Source organism: Flavobacterium cupreum (genome assembly GCF_003996965.1).
Classification (GTDB): domain Bacteria; phylum Bacteroidota; class Bacteroidia; order Flavobacteriales; family Flavobacteriaceae; genus Flavobacterium; species Flavobacterium cupreum.
In genome coordinates this window covers 28,569-46,722 of sequence record NZ_QWDM01000010.1, presented here as the reverse complement: position 1 = coordinate 46,722, position 18,154 = coordinate 28,569, and the positions used below count along the sequence as shown (strand labels likewise).

At 36.7% G+C, this 18,154-nt stretch carries 17 protein-coding genes; 14 read left to right on the top strand and 3 right to left on the bottom strand.

The annotated features are described in order from the left end of the window. Positions 1 to 61 precede the first annotated feature (61 nt). The 9 genes from D0817_RS15765 to D0817_RS15725 all read left to right on the top strand — a co-directional run bounded on the left by D0817_RS15765 (position 62) and on the right by D0817_RS15725 (position 8,926). Positions 62 to 1,159 carry a fatty acid desaturase family protein gene (locus D0817_RS15765; RefSeq protein WP_127339344.1) on the top strand — a complete coding sequence of 366 codons (1,098 nt, stop codon included), beginning with the start codon at positions 62 to 64 and terminating at the stop codon, positions 1,157 to 1,159. Between the two features lie 73 nt (positions 1,160 to 1,232). Further along, positions 1,233 to 2,420 (top strand): pyridoxal phosphate-dependent aminotransferase, encoded by a 1,188-nt coding sequence (locus tag D0817_RS15760; RefSeq protein ID WP_127339343.1) that lies wholly within the window; start codon positions 1,233 to 1,235, stop codon positions 2,418 to 2,420. 277 nt (positions 2,421 to 2,697) lie between these two features. Further along, positions 2,698 to 3,156: a ferritin-like domain-containing protein gene (locus D0817_RS15755; RefSeq protein ID WP_127339342.1), complete on the top strand. Its 459-nt coding sequence runs from the start codon at positions 2,698 to 2,700 to the stop codon at positions 3,154 to 3,156. A gap of 161 nt (positions 3,157 to 3,317) precedes the next feature. Next, the gene (locus D0817_RS15750; RefSeq protein ID WP_127339341.1) at positions 3,318 to 3,878 is read left to right on the top strand and encodes a hypothetical protein; all 561 of its coding nucleotides are present in this window, start codon (positions 3,318 to 3,320) and stop codon (positions 3,876 to 3,878) included. Positions 3,879 to 4,190: 312 nt separating this feature from the next. Further along, entirely contained in the window at positions 4,191 to 6,065 is a 1,875-nt protein-coding gene (locus D0817_RS15745; protein ID WP_127339340.1) for a peptidase U32 family protein, read from the top strand. Positions 6,066 to 6,385: 320 nt separating this feature from the next. Then, positions 6,386 to 6,874, top strand: coding sequence for a hypothetical protein (locus tag D0817_RS15740; RefSeq protein ID WP_127339339.1), 489 nt, complete (start codon positions 6,386 to 6,388; stop codon positions 6,872 to 6,874). Next, on the top strand, positions 6,871 to 8,031 hold the full coding sequence (gene purT, locus D0817_RS15735) for a formate-dependent phosphoribosylglycinamide formyltransferase (RefSeq protein ID WP_127339338.1): 1,161 nt from the start codon (positions 6,871 to 6,873) through the stop codon (positions 8,029 to 8,031). The genes D0817_RS15740 and purT overlap by 4 nt, the downstream gene beginning before the upstream one ends. Before the next feature lie 2 nt (positions 8,032 to 8,033). Further along, the gene (locus D0817_RS15730) at positions 8,034 to 8,351 is read left to right on the top strand and encodes a DUF6370 family protein (protein ID WP_127339337.1); all 318 of its coding nucleotides are present in this window, start codon (positions 8,034 to 8,036) and stop codon (positions 8,349 to 8,351) included. Next, positions 8,351 to 8,926, top strand: a complete 576-nt coding sequence (locus D0817_RS15725) for a Crp/Fnr family transcriptional regulator (protein WP_127339336.1) — start codon at positions 8,351 to 8,353, stop codon at positions 8,924 to 8,926. The genes D0817_RS15730 and D0817_RS15725 overlap by 1 nt, the downstream gene beginning before the upstream one ends. 203 nt (positions 8,927 to 9,129) lie before the next feature. On the opposite strand, the gene aceA is transcribed toward D0817_RS15725, so the two are convergent. Together aceA and aceB are read right to left on the bottom strand one after the other, a co-directional pair. Then, a complete protein-coding gene (gene aceA, locus D0817_RS15720) occupies positions 9,130 to 10,410 on the bottom strand; it encodes an isocitrate lyase (RefSeq protein ID WP_127339335.1) in 1,281 nt (426 codons plus the stop codon). 228 nt (positions 10,411 to 10,638) lie between these two features. Next, positions 10,639 to 12,240, bottom strand: a complete 1,602-nt coding sequence (aceB, locus tag D0817_RS15715) for a malate synthase A (protein WP_127339334.1) — start codon at positions 12,238 to 12,240, stop codon at positions 10,639 to 10,641. A 207-nt stretch (positions 12,241 to 12,447) separates the two neighbouring features. On the opposite strand from aceB, the gene D0817_RS15710 reads away from it, so the two are divergent. The 4 genes from D0817_RS15710 to D0817_RS15695 all read left to right on the top strand — a co-directional run bounded on the left by D0817_RS15710 (position 12,448) and on the right by D0817_RS15695 (position 16,417). Further along, positions 12,448 to 13,929, top strand: a complete 1,482-nt coding sequence (locus D0817_RS15710) for a helix-turn-helix domain-containing protein (RefSeq protein ID WP_127339333.1) — start codon at positions 12,448 to 12,450, stop codon at positions 13,927 to 13,929. 6 nt (positions 13,930 to 13,935) lie between these two features. Beyond that, the gene (locus tag D0817_RS15705; protein ID WP_127339332.1) at positions 13,936 to 14,295 is read left to right on the top strand and encodes a hypothetical protein; all 360 of its coding nucleotides are present in this window, start codon (positions 13,936 to 13,938) and stop codon (positions 14,293 to 14,295) included. A 451-nt stretch (positions 14,296 to 14,746) separates the two neighbouring features. Continuing rightward, positions 14,747 to 15,463: a pirin family protein gene (locus D0817_RS15700; protein ID WP_127339331.1), complete on the top strand. Its 717-nt coding sequence runs from the start codon at positions 14,747 to 14,749 to the stop codon at positions 15,461 to 15,463. Positions 15,464 to 15,883: 420 nt separating this feature from the next. Continuing rightward, positions 15,884 to 16,417: a YceI family protein gene (locus tag D0817_RS15695; RefSeq protein ID WP_127339330.1), complete on the top strand. Its 534-nt coding sequence runs from the start codon at positions 15,884 to 15,886 to the stop codon at positions 16,415 to 16,417. Positions 16,418 to 16,816: 399 nt separating this feature from the next. On the opposite strand, the gene D0817_RS15690 is transcribed toward D0817_RS15695, so the two are convergent. Further along, positions 16,817 to 17,677: a helix-turn-helix domain-containing protein gene (locus D0817_RS15690; protein WP_127339329.1), complete on the bottom strand. Its 861-nt coding sequence runs from the start codon at positions 17,675 to 17,677 to the stop codon at positions 16,817 to 16,819. A gap of 95 nt (positions 17,678 to 17,772) precedes the next feature. On the opposite strand from D0817_RS15690, the gene D0817_RS15685 reads away from it, so the two are divergent. Continuing rightward, positions 17,773 to 18,135: a DUF983 domain-containing protein gene (locus D0817_RS15685; RefSeq protein WP_127339328.1), complete on the top strand. Its 363-nt coding sequence runs from the start codon at positions 17,773 to 17,775 to the stop codon at positions 18,133 to 18,135. The last annotated feature ends 19 nt before the right edge of the window (positions 18,136 to 18,154 follow it).

Genomic DNA, 18,154 nt, shown 5'->3' with positions numbered 1-18,154 from the left:
AACTCAATTTTGCAAATTGAAAATTTATAATAATTACCTTTGAGAACTATTTAAAATAATTATGAATAACACTGCGCCAACATTTGCTAAGCAAGACAATCTGAAGTTCTTCAGAACACTTAACTCCCGAGTAAACAATTACTTCAAGGAGAATAACATTCAGAAAACGGGAAACTGGAAGCTGCATCTAAAAGCCATTATTCTTTTTGCCATTTTCCTTACACCTTACTTTTTGATCCTAACACTTGACATGCCTTTTTGGGCACAATTGTTATTAAACATTGTAATGGGAGTTGGAATGGCCGGAATTGGAATGAATGTGATGCACGACGGAAATCACGGATCGTACTCTTCTAAATCCTGGATTAATAAAATTATGGGAGGAAGCATTTATATTTTAGCCGGAAACGTACACAACTGGCAGGTACAGCATAATGTGCTTCACCATACCTATACTAATATTCACGGTCATGATGAAGATCTTGACGCCGGAAGAATTATTCGCTTTACAAAAAATGCAGAATGGCACCGTTTTCACAAATTTCAACATTACTATTCTTTTTTCTTATACGGATTATTGACTTTTAATTGGGCCTTAACAACCGATTTCAAGCAAATGAAAAACTATCTGAAAAGAAAACTTTCTTATGGAACACCTCAGAGTCCTGCTAAATTATGGACTGTTCTGGTAATCACTAAAATAATATACGTTCTAATCTGGATGGCGTTGCCAATGATTTTAGGTGTAACATGGTGGAAAGTGGTTATTGGATTTTTCGTTATGCATTATACTGCAGGATTAATTTTAAGTATTGTATTTCAGCTGGCACACGTAGTCGAAGAAACCTCAAATCCGATTCCGAATGAAGAAGGAGAAATGGAAAACACCTGGGCGATCCACCAATTGTATACTACTGCCAATTTTGCTCCTAAAAACAGAATTGTCAATTGGTTTACCGGAGGTTTAAATCATCAGATCGAACACCATATTTTTCCACATATCAGTCATATCCACTACAGTAAAATTGCTGAAATTGTAAAGGAGACTGCCAAAGAATGCAACTTACCTTATTATGAATTCAAAACCATGAGAGGCGCTGTTCTTGCCCATTACAAGCATTTGAAAGATCTTGGAATGAAACCCGAATTATCCGTATAAACTAAAAAAAATCTATTAATAATTAACCTTCCTTAGTTAGCGCAGAAAATTAAGGACATTCAAAAATTTTATAATGAATCATATTCTTTCGGACAGAATCAACAACTTAGCGACTTCGCAAACCTTAGCAATGGCTGCTTTAGCACGCGAATTAAAAGCACAGGGAAAAGACATCATCAGTTTAAGTTTAGGCGAACCAGATTTTAATACTCCTGACTTCATTAAAGAAGCTGTTAAAAAAGCAGTAGATGAAAATTACAGTACCTATTCACCGGTAGAAGGTTATTTAGAATTAAGAGAAGCCATTTGCAGAAAATTCAAAAGAGATAATAATTTAGAATACAAACCAAGCCAAATCGTAGTTTCTACAGGAGCAAAACAATCTTTATACAACATTGCACAAGTAATGCTTAATGATGGTGACGAGGTTATTTTACCGGCACCTTACTGGGTTTCTTACTTCGAAATTGTAAAACTTTCCGGCGGAGTTCCTGTTGAAGTTCCAACGTCTGTAGATACTGATTTCAAAATTACTCCGGAACAACTGGAAGCTGCCATCACACCAAAAACAAAAATGATGTGGTTCAGTTCGCCTTGTAACCCATCCGGATCTGTTTACAGCAGAGAAGAGTTAACAGCGCTGGCAAAAGTTTTAGAAAAACATCCAAACATATACGTAGTGGCTGACGAAATCTACGAGCACATCAATTTCTCAGGAACTTTCTGCAGCATCGGTTCAATCCCCGGAATGTTAGAAAGAACCATCACTGTAAACGGAGTTGCAAAAGCATTCGCCATGACAGGATACAGAATTGGTTACATCGGAGCTCCGGAATTTATCGCAAAAGCGTGTACCAAAATTCAGGGACAAGTAACCTCTGGTGCAAACTCTGTGGCACAACGCGCTACCATTACGGCTGTAGATGCTGATCCAAGTGTATTAAACCACATGGTTCAGGCTTTTCACACGCGTAGGGATTTAGTTGTTGGACTTTTAAAAGAAATTCCAGGTGTAAAAATCAACGTTCCCGAAGGTGCTTTTTACGTTTTCCCTGACGTTTCTTCTTTCTTTGGAAAAACATTAAGAGGTACTGAAATTAAAAATGCAAACGACGTTTCAATGTACCTTTTGGCAGAAGCCAACGTAGCAACAGTAACAGGAGACGCTTTCGGAAATCCGGATTGTATTCGTTTCTCTTACGCTACAAGTGACGATATCTTAAAAGAAGCATTAAAAAGAATCAAAGAAGCTTTGGCGTAATTCAAACTTCTATTTATATATCAAAAGCCTTAGGATTTTCTAAGGCTTTTTTTATGGGGGTTGCCTTCGGCCGGGCTATCCGCTATATCTTTTATTTCGTTTCTCTTCATAAAAGGCCCTAACCCACATCATTTGACAGATGAAATTTTATTTCAAAAATGCTCACTTTCAAAATTCCCATTCTACAATATTATAAACAACAGGTAAAATTCTGTAAGACATATCACCTGGTAAAATCCCAACTTTGTATTATACATTAATTAAAAAATTAAAAGTTATGATACATACAGATGAAACCACAAAAGAAGCAGTTCATACATTAGAAGGATTAATTTCAATTCTTGAAGATGGAAAACTAGGATATACAAATGCTGCAGAACATGTAGACAGCCCGGCAATCAAAACTGATTTCTTAGAGTACGCCCGCGAACGTGCCCTGTTTATTGTAGAAATTCAGGACGAAATCAACAAACTCGGAAAATCAACTGACACAGCAGGCGGAGGTCCGTTAGGAGCTATACACCGTGCCTGGATTGATATTAAGTCATCCTTCACAAGTGGTGATACAGAAGCGATCATCAATGCTTGTGTAACCGGTGAAGAAGCCGCTATTGAAAAATACAAATCAGCTTTGGAGAAAAATGAACTTGGAGCAAGTCAGGTTGCTATTGTTTCAAAACAATTAAACAATATCGAGAATACTTTGACAAAAATTAAAGCGAAGAGATTGTCATAATAAATGGCACTTTTTTTTGAGAAGGAAAACTATCCGGTTATTAAACTGGGTAGTTTTTTTGTTTTTGGCTGAAACTGAAAAATAAATCTTACTTTCGTCGCAACCAATTTCTAAAAAAAACTAAATTTTATGGCATTAACTTACGCAGTATTTTTATTTGCATGCTTCTTATAATTCTATTTCCTAACCAAGCAAAAGCCCAGGCAACGGGTAATGCCATAAAAGCTTCAATAGGTTTTGCATCAAGCAGTTCTTATTACCTTGAAAATTACGGCAGTCAGGACGAATTAGATGTTATAGGAGGCGGCCTGTATTTTCAGGGAGAATATATCATTGGAGTAAAATCATGGGTTAGCATACGCCCTTACGCAGGAGCCCTGTTTACATCCGTTGATAAAAATCAAAATTTACAAAATCAACCGCAATATAAAGTAACCACTAATGCCTTTTTACTTGGAGGGAAAATTCGTTTGTGTGCGCCAATTCCCTGGGTAGCACCATTTATTGAAGGAGGTATCGGTACGTCAATAGGTAAATTCGAAACCATTACACCTGCCGTTAATTTTAATAAAAGCGACCTCTTATTACATATTCCTTTTAGTATTGGATTAGCCATTGGCCGAAGAAATAATTTTGAAATTGCTATTTCGGGATACTTTCACCCTGCCGCTAAACAATCATCCGGGGTATTTGCTTTAGGATATACTTTTCCCTTAGACTAAAACTTCGAATTACGCAAAGAGAAACTGGATTTTAAAAGTAATTTTCAGTTTGCATTCTCTGCATAGTGAATGGTTATCAGTCTCACTGTTCAGTCACAGTGTTCAGTCATAGTTTATAATCTCAGTGTTCAGAGACTGAAAACTGTGACTGAAAACTGAAAACTGCGGCTAAAATTATCATTCTTAAATATCATCATTCCATATTAGTTAACTATTTCAAAAAAAGTCACTTCAGCATTAGCAAACTCGAATTATTTATAAGAACTTTGCAAACTTTTTTCCGTGAATACCACAAAGCCTAAAGTTTTAGAAATGAAGAAGAAGATAGAAATATTAGCTCCTGCTAAAGATTTAATTGGAGGAATGGCAGCTATAAATAGTGGCGCAGATGCTGTTTACATTGGTGCGCCTCAATTTGGAGCACGATCAAATGCCAACAATTCTATTGAAGATGTTGCCGCTTTGGTACAATATGCACACCTATTTAATGCTCAGGTTTTTGTAGTAATGAATACTATTTTGTACGACAACGAACTCGAAACGTGTCGCAAAATGATCTATGAATTATATGATATTGGTGTTGACGCCCTGATCATCCAGGATATGGCGATTATGGAAATGGAACTGCCTCCTATCGTACTTCACGCCAGTACACAGGCCAATAATCGTGACGCCGACAAAATCAAATTCCTAAAAGATGCCGGAATCAAACGTGTGGTGTTAGCGCGTGAATTAAATTTGCATCAAATCAAAGAAATATACGATCATGCTGATGTTGAGTTAGAGTTTTTTGTAACGGGAGCTTTATGCGTATCCTTCAGCGGAAACTGCTATATGAGTGTCGCCAACGGAGAGCGAAGTGCCAATCGTGGTTCCTGCGCTCAAAACTGCCGTCTACCTTACAACCTAATTGACGGAAACGGAGAAACTTTGATCAAAAACAGTCATTTACTTTCCATCAAAGATTTAGACATTTCAGATCAGATTCCGAATCTTGTTGAAGCCGGAATTGTTTCTTTCAAAATCGAAGGAAGACTTAAAGATGTAGTTTACGTTAAAAATAACGTATCCTTTTTACGTCAAAAACTAGACAGCTATTTAGAAGGAGCAGGAAGCGATAAATATACCAAAGCTTCTTCCGGAAAATGTACCTATACTTTCGATTCTTCTTTAAGCAGAACTTTCAACCGTGGTTACACCGACTATTTTGTAAACGACAGAAATCACAGTATTGGTTCCTGGGAAAGCCCAAAATCAAAAGGACAATATATTGGAAAACTAATCCGAACTATTGGAAACGCTTACGAAATCGAAAACGGGGAATTATTAAACAACGGTGACGGACTTTGTTTCATCAATGAAAACAATGAAGCCGACGGAATCTACGTAAACAAGGCCGAAAACGGCAAAATTTATCCAAACGTTTTAAAAGAAGTAAAAGACGGAACTTTTATTTACCGAAACAACGATGCCGCTTTCATCAAAATTGTGGAGAGAGAAGACAGTGCCGTTCGTAAACTAAGCACTACTTTATTACTTACAGAAACAGAAACTGGTTTCGAATTAATTGCAACCGATGAAGACGGAAATGTAAGTATCGTAAATTTAGAACATTCAAAAGAACAGACTAAAACCGGTGAATCAATCGAAGAAAACATCAAAACGCAATTGGCAAAAACAGGTTTTACTCCTTATAATGCCGATGAAATTACTATTATGTTTTCTCAAAACTGGTTCCTTCCTATTTCAAAAATCAACGAAATGCGAAGAACCGTTTACGATCAACTGACCCAAATTCGCTTAGCAAATTACAAACGCGAAGAACATCAATTGGTAAAAACCTCGCATCCGTATCCTGAAACCAAACTTGATTTCATGTATAACGTTTCGAATAAAACCGCACGTAAATTCTACGAGCGTCACGGCGTTACCGAAATCGAAAAAGCATTCGAATTGCAATGGGATCCGGGAAAATCCCGTGTAATGACAACTAAATATTGTATCAAATACGAATTAAAAAAATGCCCGATTCACCAAAAAGATATAATGGGCGTCAAAGTAAAAGAACCATTGGTTTTAAAACAAGGCGAGCTTGAATACAAACTAAAATTCAACTGCAAACCCTGCGAAATGGAAATTTGGGAAAAAGATGCCGAATTCGAAATAGAGGAAGATCATTTTCATTAGGATTTTAACCGCAAAGAGCGCAAAAGAATACACAAGGTTCGCAAAGGTTTATTACAAGCCTTTGCGAACCATTTTTTTTGTCATTATATTTCCCCCAATCTTGTCATTTCGACGAAGGAGAAATCTCACCAAGAAACTCGACAAAGATTGTATTATTAAAACGGACTTACTTGTGGAGATTTCTCCTTCGTCGAAATGACAAACTATAGGGTTACTTTTTCTAAAAATTAAATATCCAATTAAATTAAAACTGCTGAATCTGTAAAATCTGCGTGAGAATAAATTCCATTTTTTTATCTTTACTCTCAAAATAATTTTAAATGGAAACAAAAAACAGCATTACAAAACATGCAATTATTGCGGGACTTTTTGTATGCGCTATTTTTCCATTATTAATATTTTCAAAAAGCTCTTTTATTGATCTTTGCATTCAGATATCTGATTTTGGCACCTTTTGGAATCCTGTCTTTTGGGGAATCCTTTTTCCATTATTTATAGTTTTTCTTTTTTGGAAATCAGCACAAAAAATTAGCCCTTCATTAAACCAAATCGGCTATTTTCAAGCTTGCTCTCAATTTTCATTTGGGGTAAGTTCAAAACTCATTGTAGCTCTTTTTGCTATTTATACAATTGGATTATTTGTTAATGGATTATCTGTTGTATTAAAATCACAAATTCCATATCTAATTTTATTTTCAATACTGATGATATTATTTTTATCATTTGTACTAACGATCTTAACTTTTATAAGCAGTTTAATAATTGTCAAAGCAAGCCAAAATACTCAAGCTTTAAATCAAACAAAATGAAAATATTACTCCTAGGTTCAGGCGAATTGGGCAAGGAATTTGTCATTGCCGCACAACGAATCGGACAAACCATAATCGCTGTTGACAGTTACGAAAATGCTCCCGCAATGCAGGTTGCCCACGGATTTGAAGTCATCAATATGCTCGATGGTGAAGCACTAGACAGAATCGTAGCCAAACACCAACCCGACTTTATCGTTCCCGAAATAGAAGCCATTCGCACCGAACGTTTTTATGACTACGAAAAACAAGGCATTACCGTAGTTCCTTCTGCCAAAGCAGCCAACTTTACCATGAACCGTAAAGCCATTCGGGATTTAGCTGCCAAAGAATTAGGCTTAAAAACAGCTAAATATCAATACGCGACTTCGGCTGAAGAGTTACAAAAAGCCGTTCAGGAAGTTGGGATTCCATGTGTCGTAAAACCTTTAATGTCTTCTTCCGGAAAAGGGCAGTCGACTATAAAAACCGAAAGCGACATCGAGAAAGCATGGCAATATGCCGTCGCAGGTTCCCGCGGTGATGTTATTGCAGTGATTGTTGAAGCGTTTGTAGATTTCAATTCGGAGATTACACTTTTGACTATTGCCCAAAATAACAATCCAACACTTTTTTGCGCGCCAATCGGACACCGACAAGAACGTGGTGATTATCAGGAAAGCTGGCAGCCCGCCAAAGTTTCGGATAAGGATTTATACGAAGCACAGGATATGGCTGAAAAAATCACCGAAGCACTTGGAGGCGCAGGCCTTTTTGGTGTTGAATTTTTCCTGACCAACGAAGGCGTTTATTTCTCTGAACTTTCCCCTCGCCCGCACGATACGGGAATGGTGACTTTAGCCGGCACTCAGAATTTCAACGAATTCGAACTGCATTTACGTGCGATTTTAAGTTTGCCCATTTTCGAAATCACATTAGAAAAAGCCGGAGCAAGTGCCGTAATTTTAGCTTCTGAAGATTCTTCAAATCCTACTTTTAGCGGAATCGAAAAAGTAGCTGCTTTACCTAAAACCGATTTCAGGATTTTTGGCAAACCAACGTCAAGACCCTATCGCCGAATGGGTGTTGTATTAAGCCATGATGCACTTTCAACCCCAATTGAAGAAGTAACAGAACGTGCCAAAGCAACTTCAAAATTAATAACTGTAAACTCTTAAAAATGAAAAAAGTACTATTGATGTTATTCCTTTTTATTGGAATTGCAACTCAGGCCCAGGATAAAAAAACAACCGAAAAACCTCAAATCGTTGAAACCGCTTGTGGCGAATGCCAATTTGGAATGAAAGGCAACGGCTGTAATTTAGCCGTCCGCATTGATGGAAAAGCCTATTTTGTTGACGGAACTACCATTGATGAACATGGAGATGCGCATGCAAAAGACGGTTTCTGTAATGCCATCCGCAAAGCTGAAGTTACCGGAAAAGTAGAAAACAATCGTTTTAAAGCGACATCATTCACTTTGGTAAAGCAAAAATAATGGAATTAATTCTTGAAAACATCGCCAAACATGTTTCACTGACACCGGAAGAACAAGCCCTGTTTTTATCGAAAACAGAAACGACTTTTTATAAAGCTAAAACTATTTTATTAAGTTCTGGCCAGGTCTGCAAACATTCATATTTTGTCAATTCCGGAATTTTAAGAAGCTTTAACATCAACGATAATATTGTCGAACATGTTCTCGCCTTTTCCTGCGCCGGATGGTGGATGAGCGATATGTACAGTTTTTTTTCGCAAAAACCGGGACAGCTTTTTATAGAAGTTTTAGAAGATGCAGAGGTAGTTTCCCTTTCTAAAGAAAACCAGGAACAATTGTACCTTGAGATTCCAAAATTAGAACGTTTTTTCAGGATTCTGATCGAAAATTCCCTGGTGGCCAATCAACAGCGACTAATGGATAATTTAAGCTTGCCTGCCGAAGAACGCTTTGAAAAATTTTGCGCGAAATACGGAACACTGGTTCATAAAGTCCCTCAAAAACAAATCGCTTCGTTTATTGGCGTTACGCCTGAATTTTTCAGCAAAATGAAAGCCAGTCTTTTGAAAAAATAATTTTTTTTTGCCACAGATTTCAAGGATTAAACAGATTTTTTTGTTCGCCACGAATTACACGAATTTTCACAAATTTTTTTTAATTCCTTTGCTTCGTGAAAATTCGTGTAATTCGTGGCAACATTTTTTTAATCCTTTAATCCGTGAAATCTGTGGCAAAAAAAAAAAAAAAACACGGCCAAACAGCCGTGTTTTTTATTGAATTAAAATTGCTCCACCTCTGTAGAATGTTTCATTGCTGTCGTAGTTGATTTCCCTATGGTTACCGTGTTCTGAACGGCATCAAAATATGAAGTTCCCACAAAAGCCTGATGTTTAACGGCTCGGAATCCATTTTTTTGCAAGGCAAATTCTCTTTCCTGCAATTCAGAATACCCTGCCATACCGCGCTCTTTATACGCTTTTGACAATTCGAACATACTGGTGTTCAACGCATGGAAACCAGCCAAAGTGATGAACTGGAATTTATAGCCCATGGCAGCCAGATCTTCCCTGAACGTTTCCATTTCAGCCACTGATAATTTTGCAGCCCAGTTAAAAGACGGAGAACAATTGTAGGCCAGCATTTTGTCCGGGAATTCTTTTTTCATGGCATCGGCAAACTTTTTCGCATACACCAAATCAGGATTACTCGTTTCCATCCAGATCAAATCGGCGTAGGGTGCATAACTCAAACCTCTGGCAATTCCCTGATCGATGCCGCTTTTTACATAAAAGAAACCTTCGTTGGTTTTTTCTCCTGTAATAAATTTAGCATCTCTTGGATCAGCATCACTGGTCAGTAAATTAGCGGCATCAGCATCGGTTCTTGCAACAATTAAAGTCGAAACACCCATTACATCTGCGGCCAAACGTGCTGCAATTAGTTTATTGATGGCTTCCTGAGTCGGCACCAAAACCTTCCCACCTAAGTGCCCGCATTTTTTAGCAGAACTTAACTGATCTTCAAAGTGAACACCCGAAGCGCCGGCTTCGATCATTGATTTCATTAATTCGAAAGCATTTAAGTTCCCTCCAAATCCGGCTTCGGCATCAGCCACTATCGGAACCAGGTAATCTTTTTTATCCTCAACCTCATTTACCACCTGAATCTGATCAGCACGCAATAAGGCACTATTAATTTTTTTAACCACCATAGGCACACTGTTTACCGGATAAAGGGATTGATCCGGATACATTTCTCCAGCCAGATTTGCATCGGCCGCAACCTGCCACCCACTCAAATAAATTGCTTCTAAACCGGCATCGACTTCCTGAATCGCCTGATTTCCGGTTAAAGCCCCCAGACCAGCAACATAATCCTGACTTTTTAACTTTCTCCATAATTTCTCCGCTCCCATTTTGGCAATAGAATGCTCAATTTTATAAGAACCCTGAAGCGTAATTACTTCTGTTGCGGTATAAGGCCGCTCAACACCTTTCCATCTTGGGTTCGTAATCCAATCGTTAATCAATTCCTGAATTCTGTCTTCTGTTGTTTTCATAAATAATATAGTTAAGTTGGTTAGTAAGTAAAATAGTTTTCAGTCACAGTTATAAGTATTCAGTTTTAACTGGACTTAAATAGATAATATTATAAAGATCTGCGCAGATCTTTTCATCCTCATTTTATCTGCCTGATCTGCAAAATCTGCGAGAAAAATTTTTAGCTCGCAGATGACGCAGATTGAGCAGATTTTATTTAGAATTATATTCTATGCGTTAAAAAAAGATCACAAGTATTTATAACAAGGAATAGTCAAAAAGTCAACAAAATCAGGGTTTACCACTAATCTTTCCAGTACTTTTTCAGCCAGAGGAAATTGTCTTTTTTCGTAATGCTCTTCGCCTAATTCCGTTTTTATTTTATCGAATTCATCCAAAGCCAATTCGTGATAATATGCCAGATTCAACTGTTTGTCATTATCGAGAACCACTTTATTCTGAAGCCATTGCCACAATTGTGATCTCGAAATTTCGGCGGTGGCCGCATCTTCCATCAAATTATGTAAGGCCGCAGCGCCTTGGCCGTTCAGCCACGAAGCCAGATATAAAACACCAACATTGATGTTTTTACGAACGCCGTTTTCCGTTATAATTCCGATTGGCGGTTCAATCAAATCTGCTTCCGTGATTTTTCGATGTTCTCTTTTAATATGAATTTGATTTGGGGTTGGCATTCCTCTATCAAAAATTTCTTTTGCGATGGCAACCAAATCCGGATGCGCTACCCAGGTTCCGTCGTGACCGTTTCGGACTTCACGTTCTTTATCGGTTTTCACTTTAGCGAAAGCAACAGCATTGGCTTCTTCATTATTTTTAATCGGAATTTGTGCTGCCATTCCGCCTATTGCATGAATTCCACGTTTATGGCATCTCTGAATCACCAGATTGGAATAGGCATTCATAAAAGGCGAAGTCATATTTACCTGATCGCGATCCGGCACGATGAACTTCGGATTTCTGCGGAATTTTTTGATGTAGGAAAAAATATAATCCCAACGCCCGCAATTCAATCCAACGATATGCTCTTTCAGTTCATAAATAATCTCATCCAACTGAAAACTGGCCGTTATGGTTTCTATTAAAACCGTCACTTTTATGGTGCCCCTCTTTAATTGCAAATAATCTTCGGTAAAATCAATTACGGTGTTCCACCAGCGCGCTTCCAGGTAATGTTCTAGTTTCGGAATGTAGAAATACGGCCCGGAGTTATTCTCCAATAATTGTTTGTGATTATGAAAAACATACAATCCAAAATCGACCAAAGAACCCGAAACTTCTTTCCCTTCGACTAAAAGATGTTTTTCATTCAAATGCAACCCTCTTGGGCGAACGATTAATGTCGCGATTCTTTCATTCAGCTGATAACTTTTATTTTTGGCGGCATCTGTATAAGAAATTGTCTTTTTTACGGCATCAATTAAATTCATTTGACCTTCCATTAAATTTTGCCAGGTCGGAGATGTACTGTCCTCAAAATCGGCCATAAAAGTTTTCGCGCCTGAATTCAATGCATTGATGATCATTTTGCGATCCACCGGTCCTGTAATCTCTACTCTTCTGTCAAGCAGGTCCTTCGGAATTTCTCCAGCTACCCAATTACTTTCTCTGACGGTTTTGGTTTCTGAAGGAAAAGAAGGCATGACGCCCTGATCAAACAAAAGTTGTTTTTGATCGCGCTGCAACAACAATAATTTTCGTTGCGATTCGAATTTTCGATGCAAATCGGTTATAAAAACAATCGCTTCTTCTGTCCAGATTTTTGGATAAAAAAGGTTCTCTCCGGCTAAAAATTCCATTGCCGTCCCGGTAATCTCTAATTGGTTTTTCATAGCTGTGAATTTAATTTTCTATTCATTAAATATGTTTTGATTTCATCTCTTGATGCCTTTAAGACTTTCATTTAAAAATCAATATTATATTCTAATAATTTCTATACCACAATATTAGAAAAAAGTTTTTTACAAAACAAGCGAACGTTCGCTAAATGTTTAAAATAATTTTTTGGCGATTATTTTATAAAGAGCTATATTTGATTTATGGATATCGAAAAAGACTATATAAAGCTGATCTTCGGGTTAAAACTGAAGCAGGTCCGCACTCAGAAAAACCTTTCTCTTTTTGGCCTGGCCAAATTGACTAATCTTTCAAAATCGTACTTAAACGAAATTGAAAAGGGAAAAAAATATCCGAAAACAGATAAAATTTTGCTTTTGTGCGAACATCTGGATGTTCCTTACGACCAGATGGTATCTTTAAAACTTGATAATAACCTCGCTCCGATCGGGGAAATTTTGAAGTCCGGAATTTTAAAAGAGATTCCATTAGAACTTTTTGGCATTCAGGAAGCGGACTTGATTGACATTATTGCCAATGCTCCTGCCAAAGTCAATGCTTTTATCAGTACTATTATTGAAATCGCACAGCATTATAATCTAAGCCGCGAAAGCTTCTTTTTAGCTGCATTGCGCTCGTATCAGGAAGCACACAGCAATTATTTTGAAGATTTGGAAAATCAGGTTATTGATTTTTCAAAATCCTTCCAGATTAATTTGGATTCTAAAATCACTATTGAAGAATTAGAAGCCATTCTAAAAGAAGAATACGACTATACCATCAAAGAAATTGCTTTTACCGACCAGGAAGCTTTGGAAGATTTACGTTCTATTTATGTTCCAAAAAGCAAGACCCTATTACTTTCAACAGAAATCGACCATCCGCAGAAAGCTTTTATCCTGGCAAAAGAGATCGCTTACAATTACTTAAAGCTATCTAACCGCCTATTGACTTTCAGCTGGATTAAATTTGAAAACTTCGACCAGGTTCTGCATAATTTTTACGCTTCTTATTTTGCCGGCGCTTTATTACTACCAAGACAATTGGTAGTGGGGAAAATCAATGACTTCTTACACAATGAAAAACCAAATCCGGAAGAATTTGTAGCATTGATCGAAAGTTTCGAGGTTTCCCCGGAATCCTTTTACCAGAGACTGACCAATCTATTACCTAAAGATTTTCATTTGAAAAACTTATTCTTTTTAAGAATGTCTCACCGAATTGGCTCCGATGTATATCAAATCAAAAAAGAATTGCATATCACCAACCAGCAGGAACCTCACGCAAACGAAACTAATGAGCATTATTGCAGAAGATGGGTTTCGGTAAAAACGATAGATGAAGCTATCAGACAGGATAAGCCTCATTTTTTTGATGCCCAGATTTCGAGTTATGTGCATAGCGGAAATGAGTACCTGGTTTTTTCATCGGCTACCAAAGATCCTTTTGTCAACCATAATATCCGCAGTATTTCAGTTGGAATCTTAATAAATCCGGCAATGAAAAAGAAATTCAGATTTATAGAAGGAAAACCACTCGTAAAACGAATCGTGGGTGTGACCTGCGAAACCTGCGACGTGAAAGATTGCCTCGAAAGAGCCGCGCCACCAATCGCACTGGAAAAGAAAAAACGCCATGACAACACGGATTTTGTGGTGCAGCAGTTTATTAATCAATACAGTTAGAAAATTATGAAATATTTATCTATAATAATAACGCTGCTTTTTATCAGCTTAAACCAGACCACAGACAAACTTACCGGACGCTATAGTTATTTAATAGAAGAAAACAATGTATACATCCCAAAAGATAAAATCACTTTTAAGGATAGTGTTTTTGTGTTTGATAACAAGTATTTGCCAAAAGGAAAAATTTCTTATGACAACACAATCCTATTAGACAATTTCATAAATACTGATTTAATTATAAGCATTTCAAAAGATCAGATCAAAAAAGATACTATTTTGTTTTATATGCATAATAAGAAAAGTCCGGCTGCAAATTATCTTGATGAAGTAACTGGAAAAGGGAAATTGATTAGGATTAAATAATTCAGGTTTTTACTTTCAAATAATGATTCATCACAATCTTGTCATCTCGACGAAGGAGAGATCACACAAGCAGCTCGATAAAGATTGGAGATTATTGGATCGACGTTTCTAATGTGATCTCTCCTTCGTCGAGATGAAAAACTGAATGGCAAAACCTTTGCACCTCTGCAACTTTAAACCTTTGCACCTTCTTATAAAAAATAAAACTTATAATTTAGCCCCGATAGAAGTGGAAATCCTTTTGTGCCGTCCCGATAGCTATCGGGAGGCGCAAAAGATTGAAACGGATAGCGGGACCGGACGTCTTTTGAAAACCAAAATTTCTGCTTCAAAAAAAAAACCTTAGAATCTTAGCCCCTTAAAACCTCATAATCTTTCTTAATCTACATTAAGTGCTTTTCGTCCCTGTTGATCGTAAATTTGTACTATAAAATAACAAAACACACAGATCATGGAAAATATAGTATTACATAAAGCGGAAACCAGAGGAAATGCAAATCATGGATGGCTTAACGCTTATCACAGTTTTAGTTTTGCAAGCTGGTACAATCCGGACAGAATTCAGTTTGGGGCACTTCGTGTTTTAAACGATGACACTATTGCCGGAGGAATGGGTTTTGGAACGCATCCTCATGATAATATGGAAATTATTACTATTCCGCTGGAAGGCGATTTAGCACACAAAGACAGCATGGGAAATACCGAGATCATCAAAAATGGTGATATTCAGGTAATGAGTGCCGGAACAGGAGTTCAGCATAGCGAGTTCAATCCAAATGCAGACCAACAGACTAAATTATTGCAAATCTGGCTGTTTCCAAACAAAAGAAATGTAGATCCGCGTTACCAGCAAATCACGCTTAATGTGGCTGACAGACACAATAAACTTTCTCAGATTTTATCTCCAAATGAAGACGACGAAGGAGTTTGGATTCATCAGGATGCCTGGTTCAATATGGGGAATTTTGACTCCGGAGTAACGGCTGAATACAAAATTAAAAAAGAAGGAAATGGAGTTTACGCTTTTGTACTAAAAGGAAACGTAACCATCAACGGTCAGGAATTAAACACTCGTGATGCGGTTGGAATTTCAGGGACAGACCTTTTAAACATACAGGCAAACACGGATGCTGAATTTTTATTGATGGATGTTCCGATGAACTATTAATTCACAAACAACACATACTTTTTTTTCAGGAAACGATAATACATCTGCTTGCCAGATTGTTATCGTTTCTCTTTTTCACAGCTTCACGAAATTACCCTGAGACTTTGAAAAACGTCATTACATTAAAAGAGACAGAATGAAAAAGGTCTCTCGCAGATTTTGCAGATGGAGCAGATTTTTATTCATTGCCTGAGTTCAAATACACTTTTTAAAAAAAATCTGATATGTGAAGATTATTATAATTACACTATAAAATAGATCTGCAAAATCTGCGAGAAACAAAGGCTATTCTCAATCCTGAAGAAATAAAGCGTAAAGATTCTATTTGCATTTCTTAATCTAGGTTAAGTGCCTTTCGATTACTACCAGCGTAACTTTGTCCTATCAAAATGAAATTATTATTATTTAAAAAATAAAATTATGGCAACTACAAAATGGGCAATTGACCCAACACATTCAGAAATTGGTTTTAAAGTTAAACACATGATGTTTACAAATGTTTCAGGAAAATTTGGAACTTACGATGCAACAATTACTACAGAAGATAATGACTTCGAAAATGCTGCAATCGAATTTTCAGGTGATATCGCTTCTATCGACACTGCAAATGCAGACAGAGACGGACATTTAAGAAGCGCTGATTTTTTTGACGCTGAGAACAACCCTAAATTAACTTTCAAATCTACTTCATTCAAAAAAATTGATGCTGGAGATTATGAAATCACCGGAGACTTAACTATTAAAGGTGTTTCTAAATCTGTGACATTTCCGGTAGACTTCAGCGGAATCATGACTGATCCATGGGGAAATACAAAAGTTGGTTTAAGCATTGAAGGAAAAATTAACCGTAAGGACTGGGGATTAAACTGGAACTCTGCTCTTGAAACCGGTGGTGTTTTGGTTGGGGAAGAAGTAAAACTGAACATTGAATTGCAATTTGCTAAACAAGCATAATCAGAATATTAGGTTTTAATTTGGTTGGTTAAAAGCCTGTATTTTTTTAGGAAGTACAGGCTTTTTTTTTTTGGTTTGCCACGAATTGCACGAATTAGCACGAATTGATATTTTTATTGAAAATTTAAGTAGAAACCGATCATTCGAAAAAGGGCTTCGACTCCGCTCAGCCTGACATAAGCATTATTTCTAATCAATACGATTGTCATCCTGAGCGAAGTCGAAGGCTTTTGTTTTTTAGTTTGCCACGAATTGCACAATTTAGCACGAATTGATATTTTTACCGAAAATTTAAGTAGAAACTGATCATTCGAAAAAGGGGTTTCGACTCCGCTCAGCCTGACAAATTTTGGGTATTCAGTCGCAGTTTTTGGTGTTAATATGAGCGAAGTCGAAGGTTTATTTTATATTTCTAAACTCCGTTGGCGACATTCCTGTCTGTTTTTTGAAGACTCTGGAGAAATAGGAATAATCTTCGTAACCAACAGCATAAGCGATTTCATTTACAGCTAACTGTTTATCGGTCAGCATTCGTTTTATTTCGAGGATTACACGATCCATAATAACTTCCGTGGCTGTTTTTTGTAAAATTTCATTACAAATCCTGTTCAGATGCTTTAAGGTAATATGCAGTTGTTCTGCATAAAAAGATGGCAGTTTCTGAATTTTAAAATGTTGCTCTAAAAGAATTTCAAATGCACTGATTTTTATATTATAGGAATGGGTCTGATGGGAATACGTTTCATTGTATTTTCGGGCAATCTCGATGTGAATGCAGTCTAACAAATTCAACATTTTATCTAACTGATATTTATTCTCCTGACTGTTTTCCTGAGTCAGTAAATCAAAGTAAGGCAAAATTTTAGAAAATTCATCTGTTTCAAAAAACACTTCAGGTCTATTCAAAATAGAATTATAAAAGTTATAATCATTGATTTTTTTTTGCCCAAAATACAGATTATAAAGCTCCTGCGAAAAGATAATTACAAAACCTTCAATATCATCAGACAAATTCCAATGATGCATTTGTCCGGGCTGCAAAACGAATAAGCTTCCTTTTTTTATTTCAAAGCGATCAAAATCAATTTCGTGAATTCCCGAACCATTTGTAAAAAAAACCATTAAATAGGAATCATGCCGATGCGGCTCTTCGATAAAACTGTGGCTTTTTAGATGTTCGTTAAAAGTATTCACATAAAAATCACGATGAATATCGTTACAACTAAAATTCCTGACACTGTAAATTGGATATTTTCTCATAACAAATGTCTTTATTGTCCTATAATCAGCGAAGATATAAAAAAGACTTTTAATAGATTCTGAAATACCTTTGTATAAATAAAAAGAACAACGTCATGTCAAGTAAACTAGTCCATATTTTGAAAAATGAATGTCCGAATTGTCACAAGGGAAAAGTTTTTAAAGACAAAAATATATTCCTGAATGTCGGCTTTCCAAAAATGAATGAATACTGCAGTCACTGTAATTATAAGTTCCAAAAAGAACCGGGTTATTTTTTTGGCGCCATGTATGTAAACTACGGATTAACAGTTGCACAGGGGATTGCGACTTATTGCGTTGCTCAGTTCTTTTTCGAAAAAACATTCGATTTGAGAATTATTCCGATTATCGCTGCTGTAATTATCTGTTTGTCATTTTTCAATCTCCGATTTTCAAGATTATTATGGATTTACATGTTTAAGGATTATACGAGCTAAAAAAATACTATTTTTGCCT

Excerpts from the sequence above, each read along its gene's own strand:
- D0817_RS15705 (WP_127339332.1), top strand. The coding sequence starts at position 13,936 with ATGAAATATTTATCTATAATAATAACGCTGCTTTTTATCAGCTTAAAC.
- D0817_RS15765 (WP_127339344.1), top strand. The coding sequence starts at position 62 with ATGAATAACACTGCGCCAACATTTGCTAAGCAAGACAATCTGAAGTTC.
- D0817_RS15740 (WP_127339339.1), top strand. The coding sequence starts at position 6,386 with ATGGAAACAAAAAACAGCATTACAAAACATGCAATTATTGCGGGACTT.
- D0817_RS15730 (WP_127339337.1), top strand. The coding sequence starts at position 8,034 with ATGAAAAAAGTACTATTGATGTTATTCCTTTTTATTGGAATTGCAACT.
- D0817_RS15725 (WP_127339336.1), top strand. The coding sequence starts at position 8,351 with ATGGAATTAATTCTTGAAAACATCGCCAAACATGTTTCACTGACACCG.
- D0817_RS15750 (WP_127339341.1), top strand. The coding sequence starts at position 3,318 with ATGCTTCTTATAATTCTATTTCCTAACCAAGCAAAAGCCCAGGCAACG.
- D0817_RS15690 (WP_127339329.1), bottom strand. The coding sequence starts at position 17,677 with ATGAGAAAATATCCAATTTACAGTGTCAGGAATTTTAGTTGTAACGAT.
- D0817_RS15700 (WP_127339331.1), top strand. The coding sequence starts at position 14,747 with ATGGAAAATATAGTATTACATAAAGCGGAAACCAGAGGAAATGCAAAT.
- D0817_RS15745 (WP_127339340.1), top strand. The coding sequence starts at position 4,191 with ATGAAGAAGAAGATAGAAATATTAGCTCCTGCTAAAGATTTAATTGGA.
- D0817_RS15710 (WP_127339333.1), top strand. The coding sequence starts at position 12,448 with ATGGATATCGAAAAAGACTATATAAAGCTGATCTTCGGGTTAAAACTG.
- D0817_RS15755 (WP_127339342.1), top strand. The coding sequence starts at position 2,698 with ATGATACATACAGATGAAACCACAAAAGAAGCAGTTCATACATTAGAA.
- D0817_RS15685 (WP_127339328.1), top strand. The coding sequence starts at position 17,773 with ATGTCAAGTAAACTAGTCCATATTTTGAAAAATGAATGTCCGAATTGT.
- D0817_RS15760 (WP_127339343.1), top strand. The coding sequence starts at position 1,233 with ATGAATCATATTCTTTCGGACAGAATCAACAACTTAGCGACTTCGCAA.
- aceA (WP_127339335.1), bottom strand. The coding sequence starts at position 10,410 with ATGAAAACAACAGAAGACAGAATTCAGGAATTGATTAACGATTGGATT.
- aceB (WP_127339334.1), bottom strand. The coding sequence starts at position 12,240 with ATGAAAAACCAATTAGAGATTACCGGGACGGCAATGGAATTTTTAGCC.
- D0817_RS15695 (WP_127339330.1), top strand. The coding sequence starts at position 15,884 with ATGGCAACTACAAAATGGGCAATTGACCCAACACATTCAGAAATTGGT.
- purT (WP_127339338.1), top strand. The coding sequence starts at position 6,871 with ATGAAAATATTACTCCTAGGTTCAGGCGAATTGGGCAAGGAATTTGTC.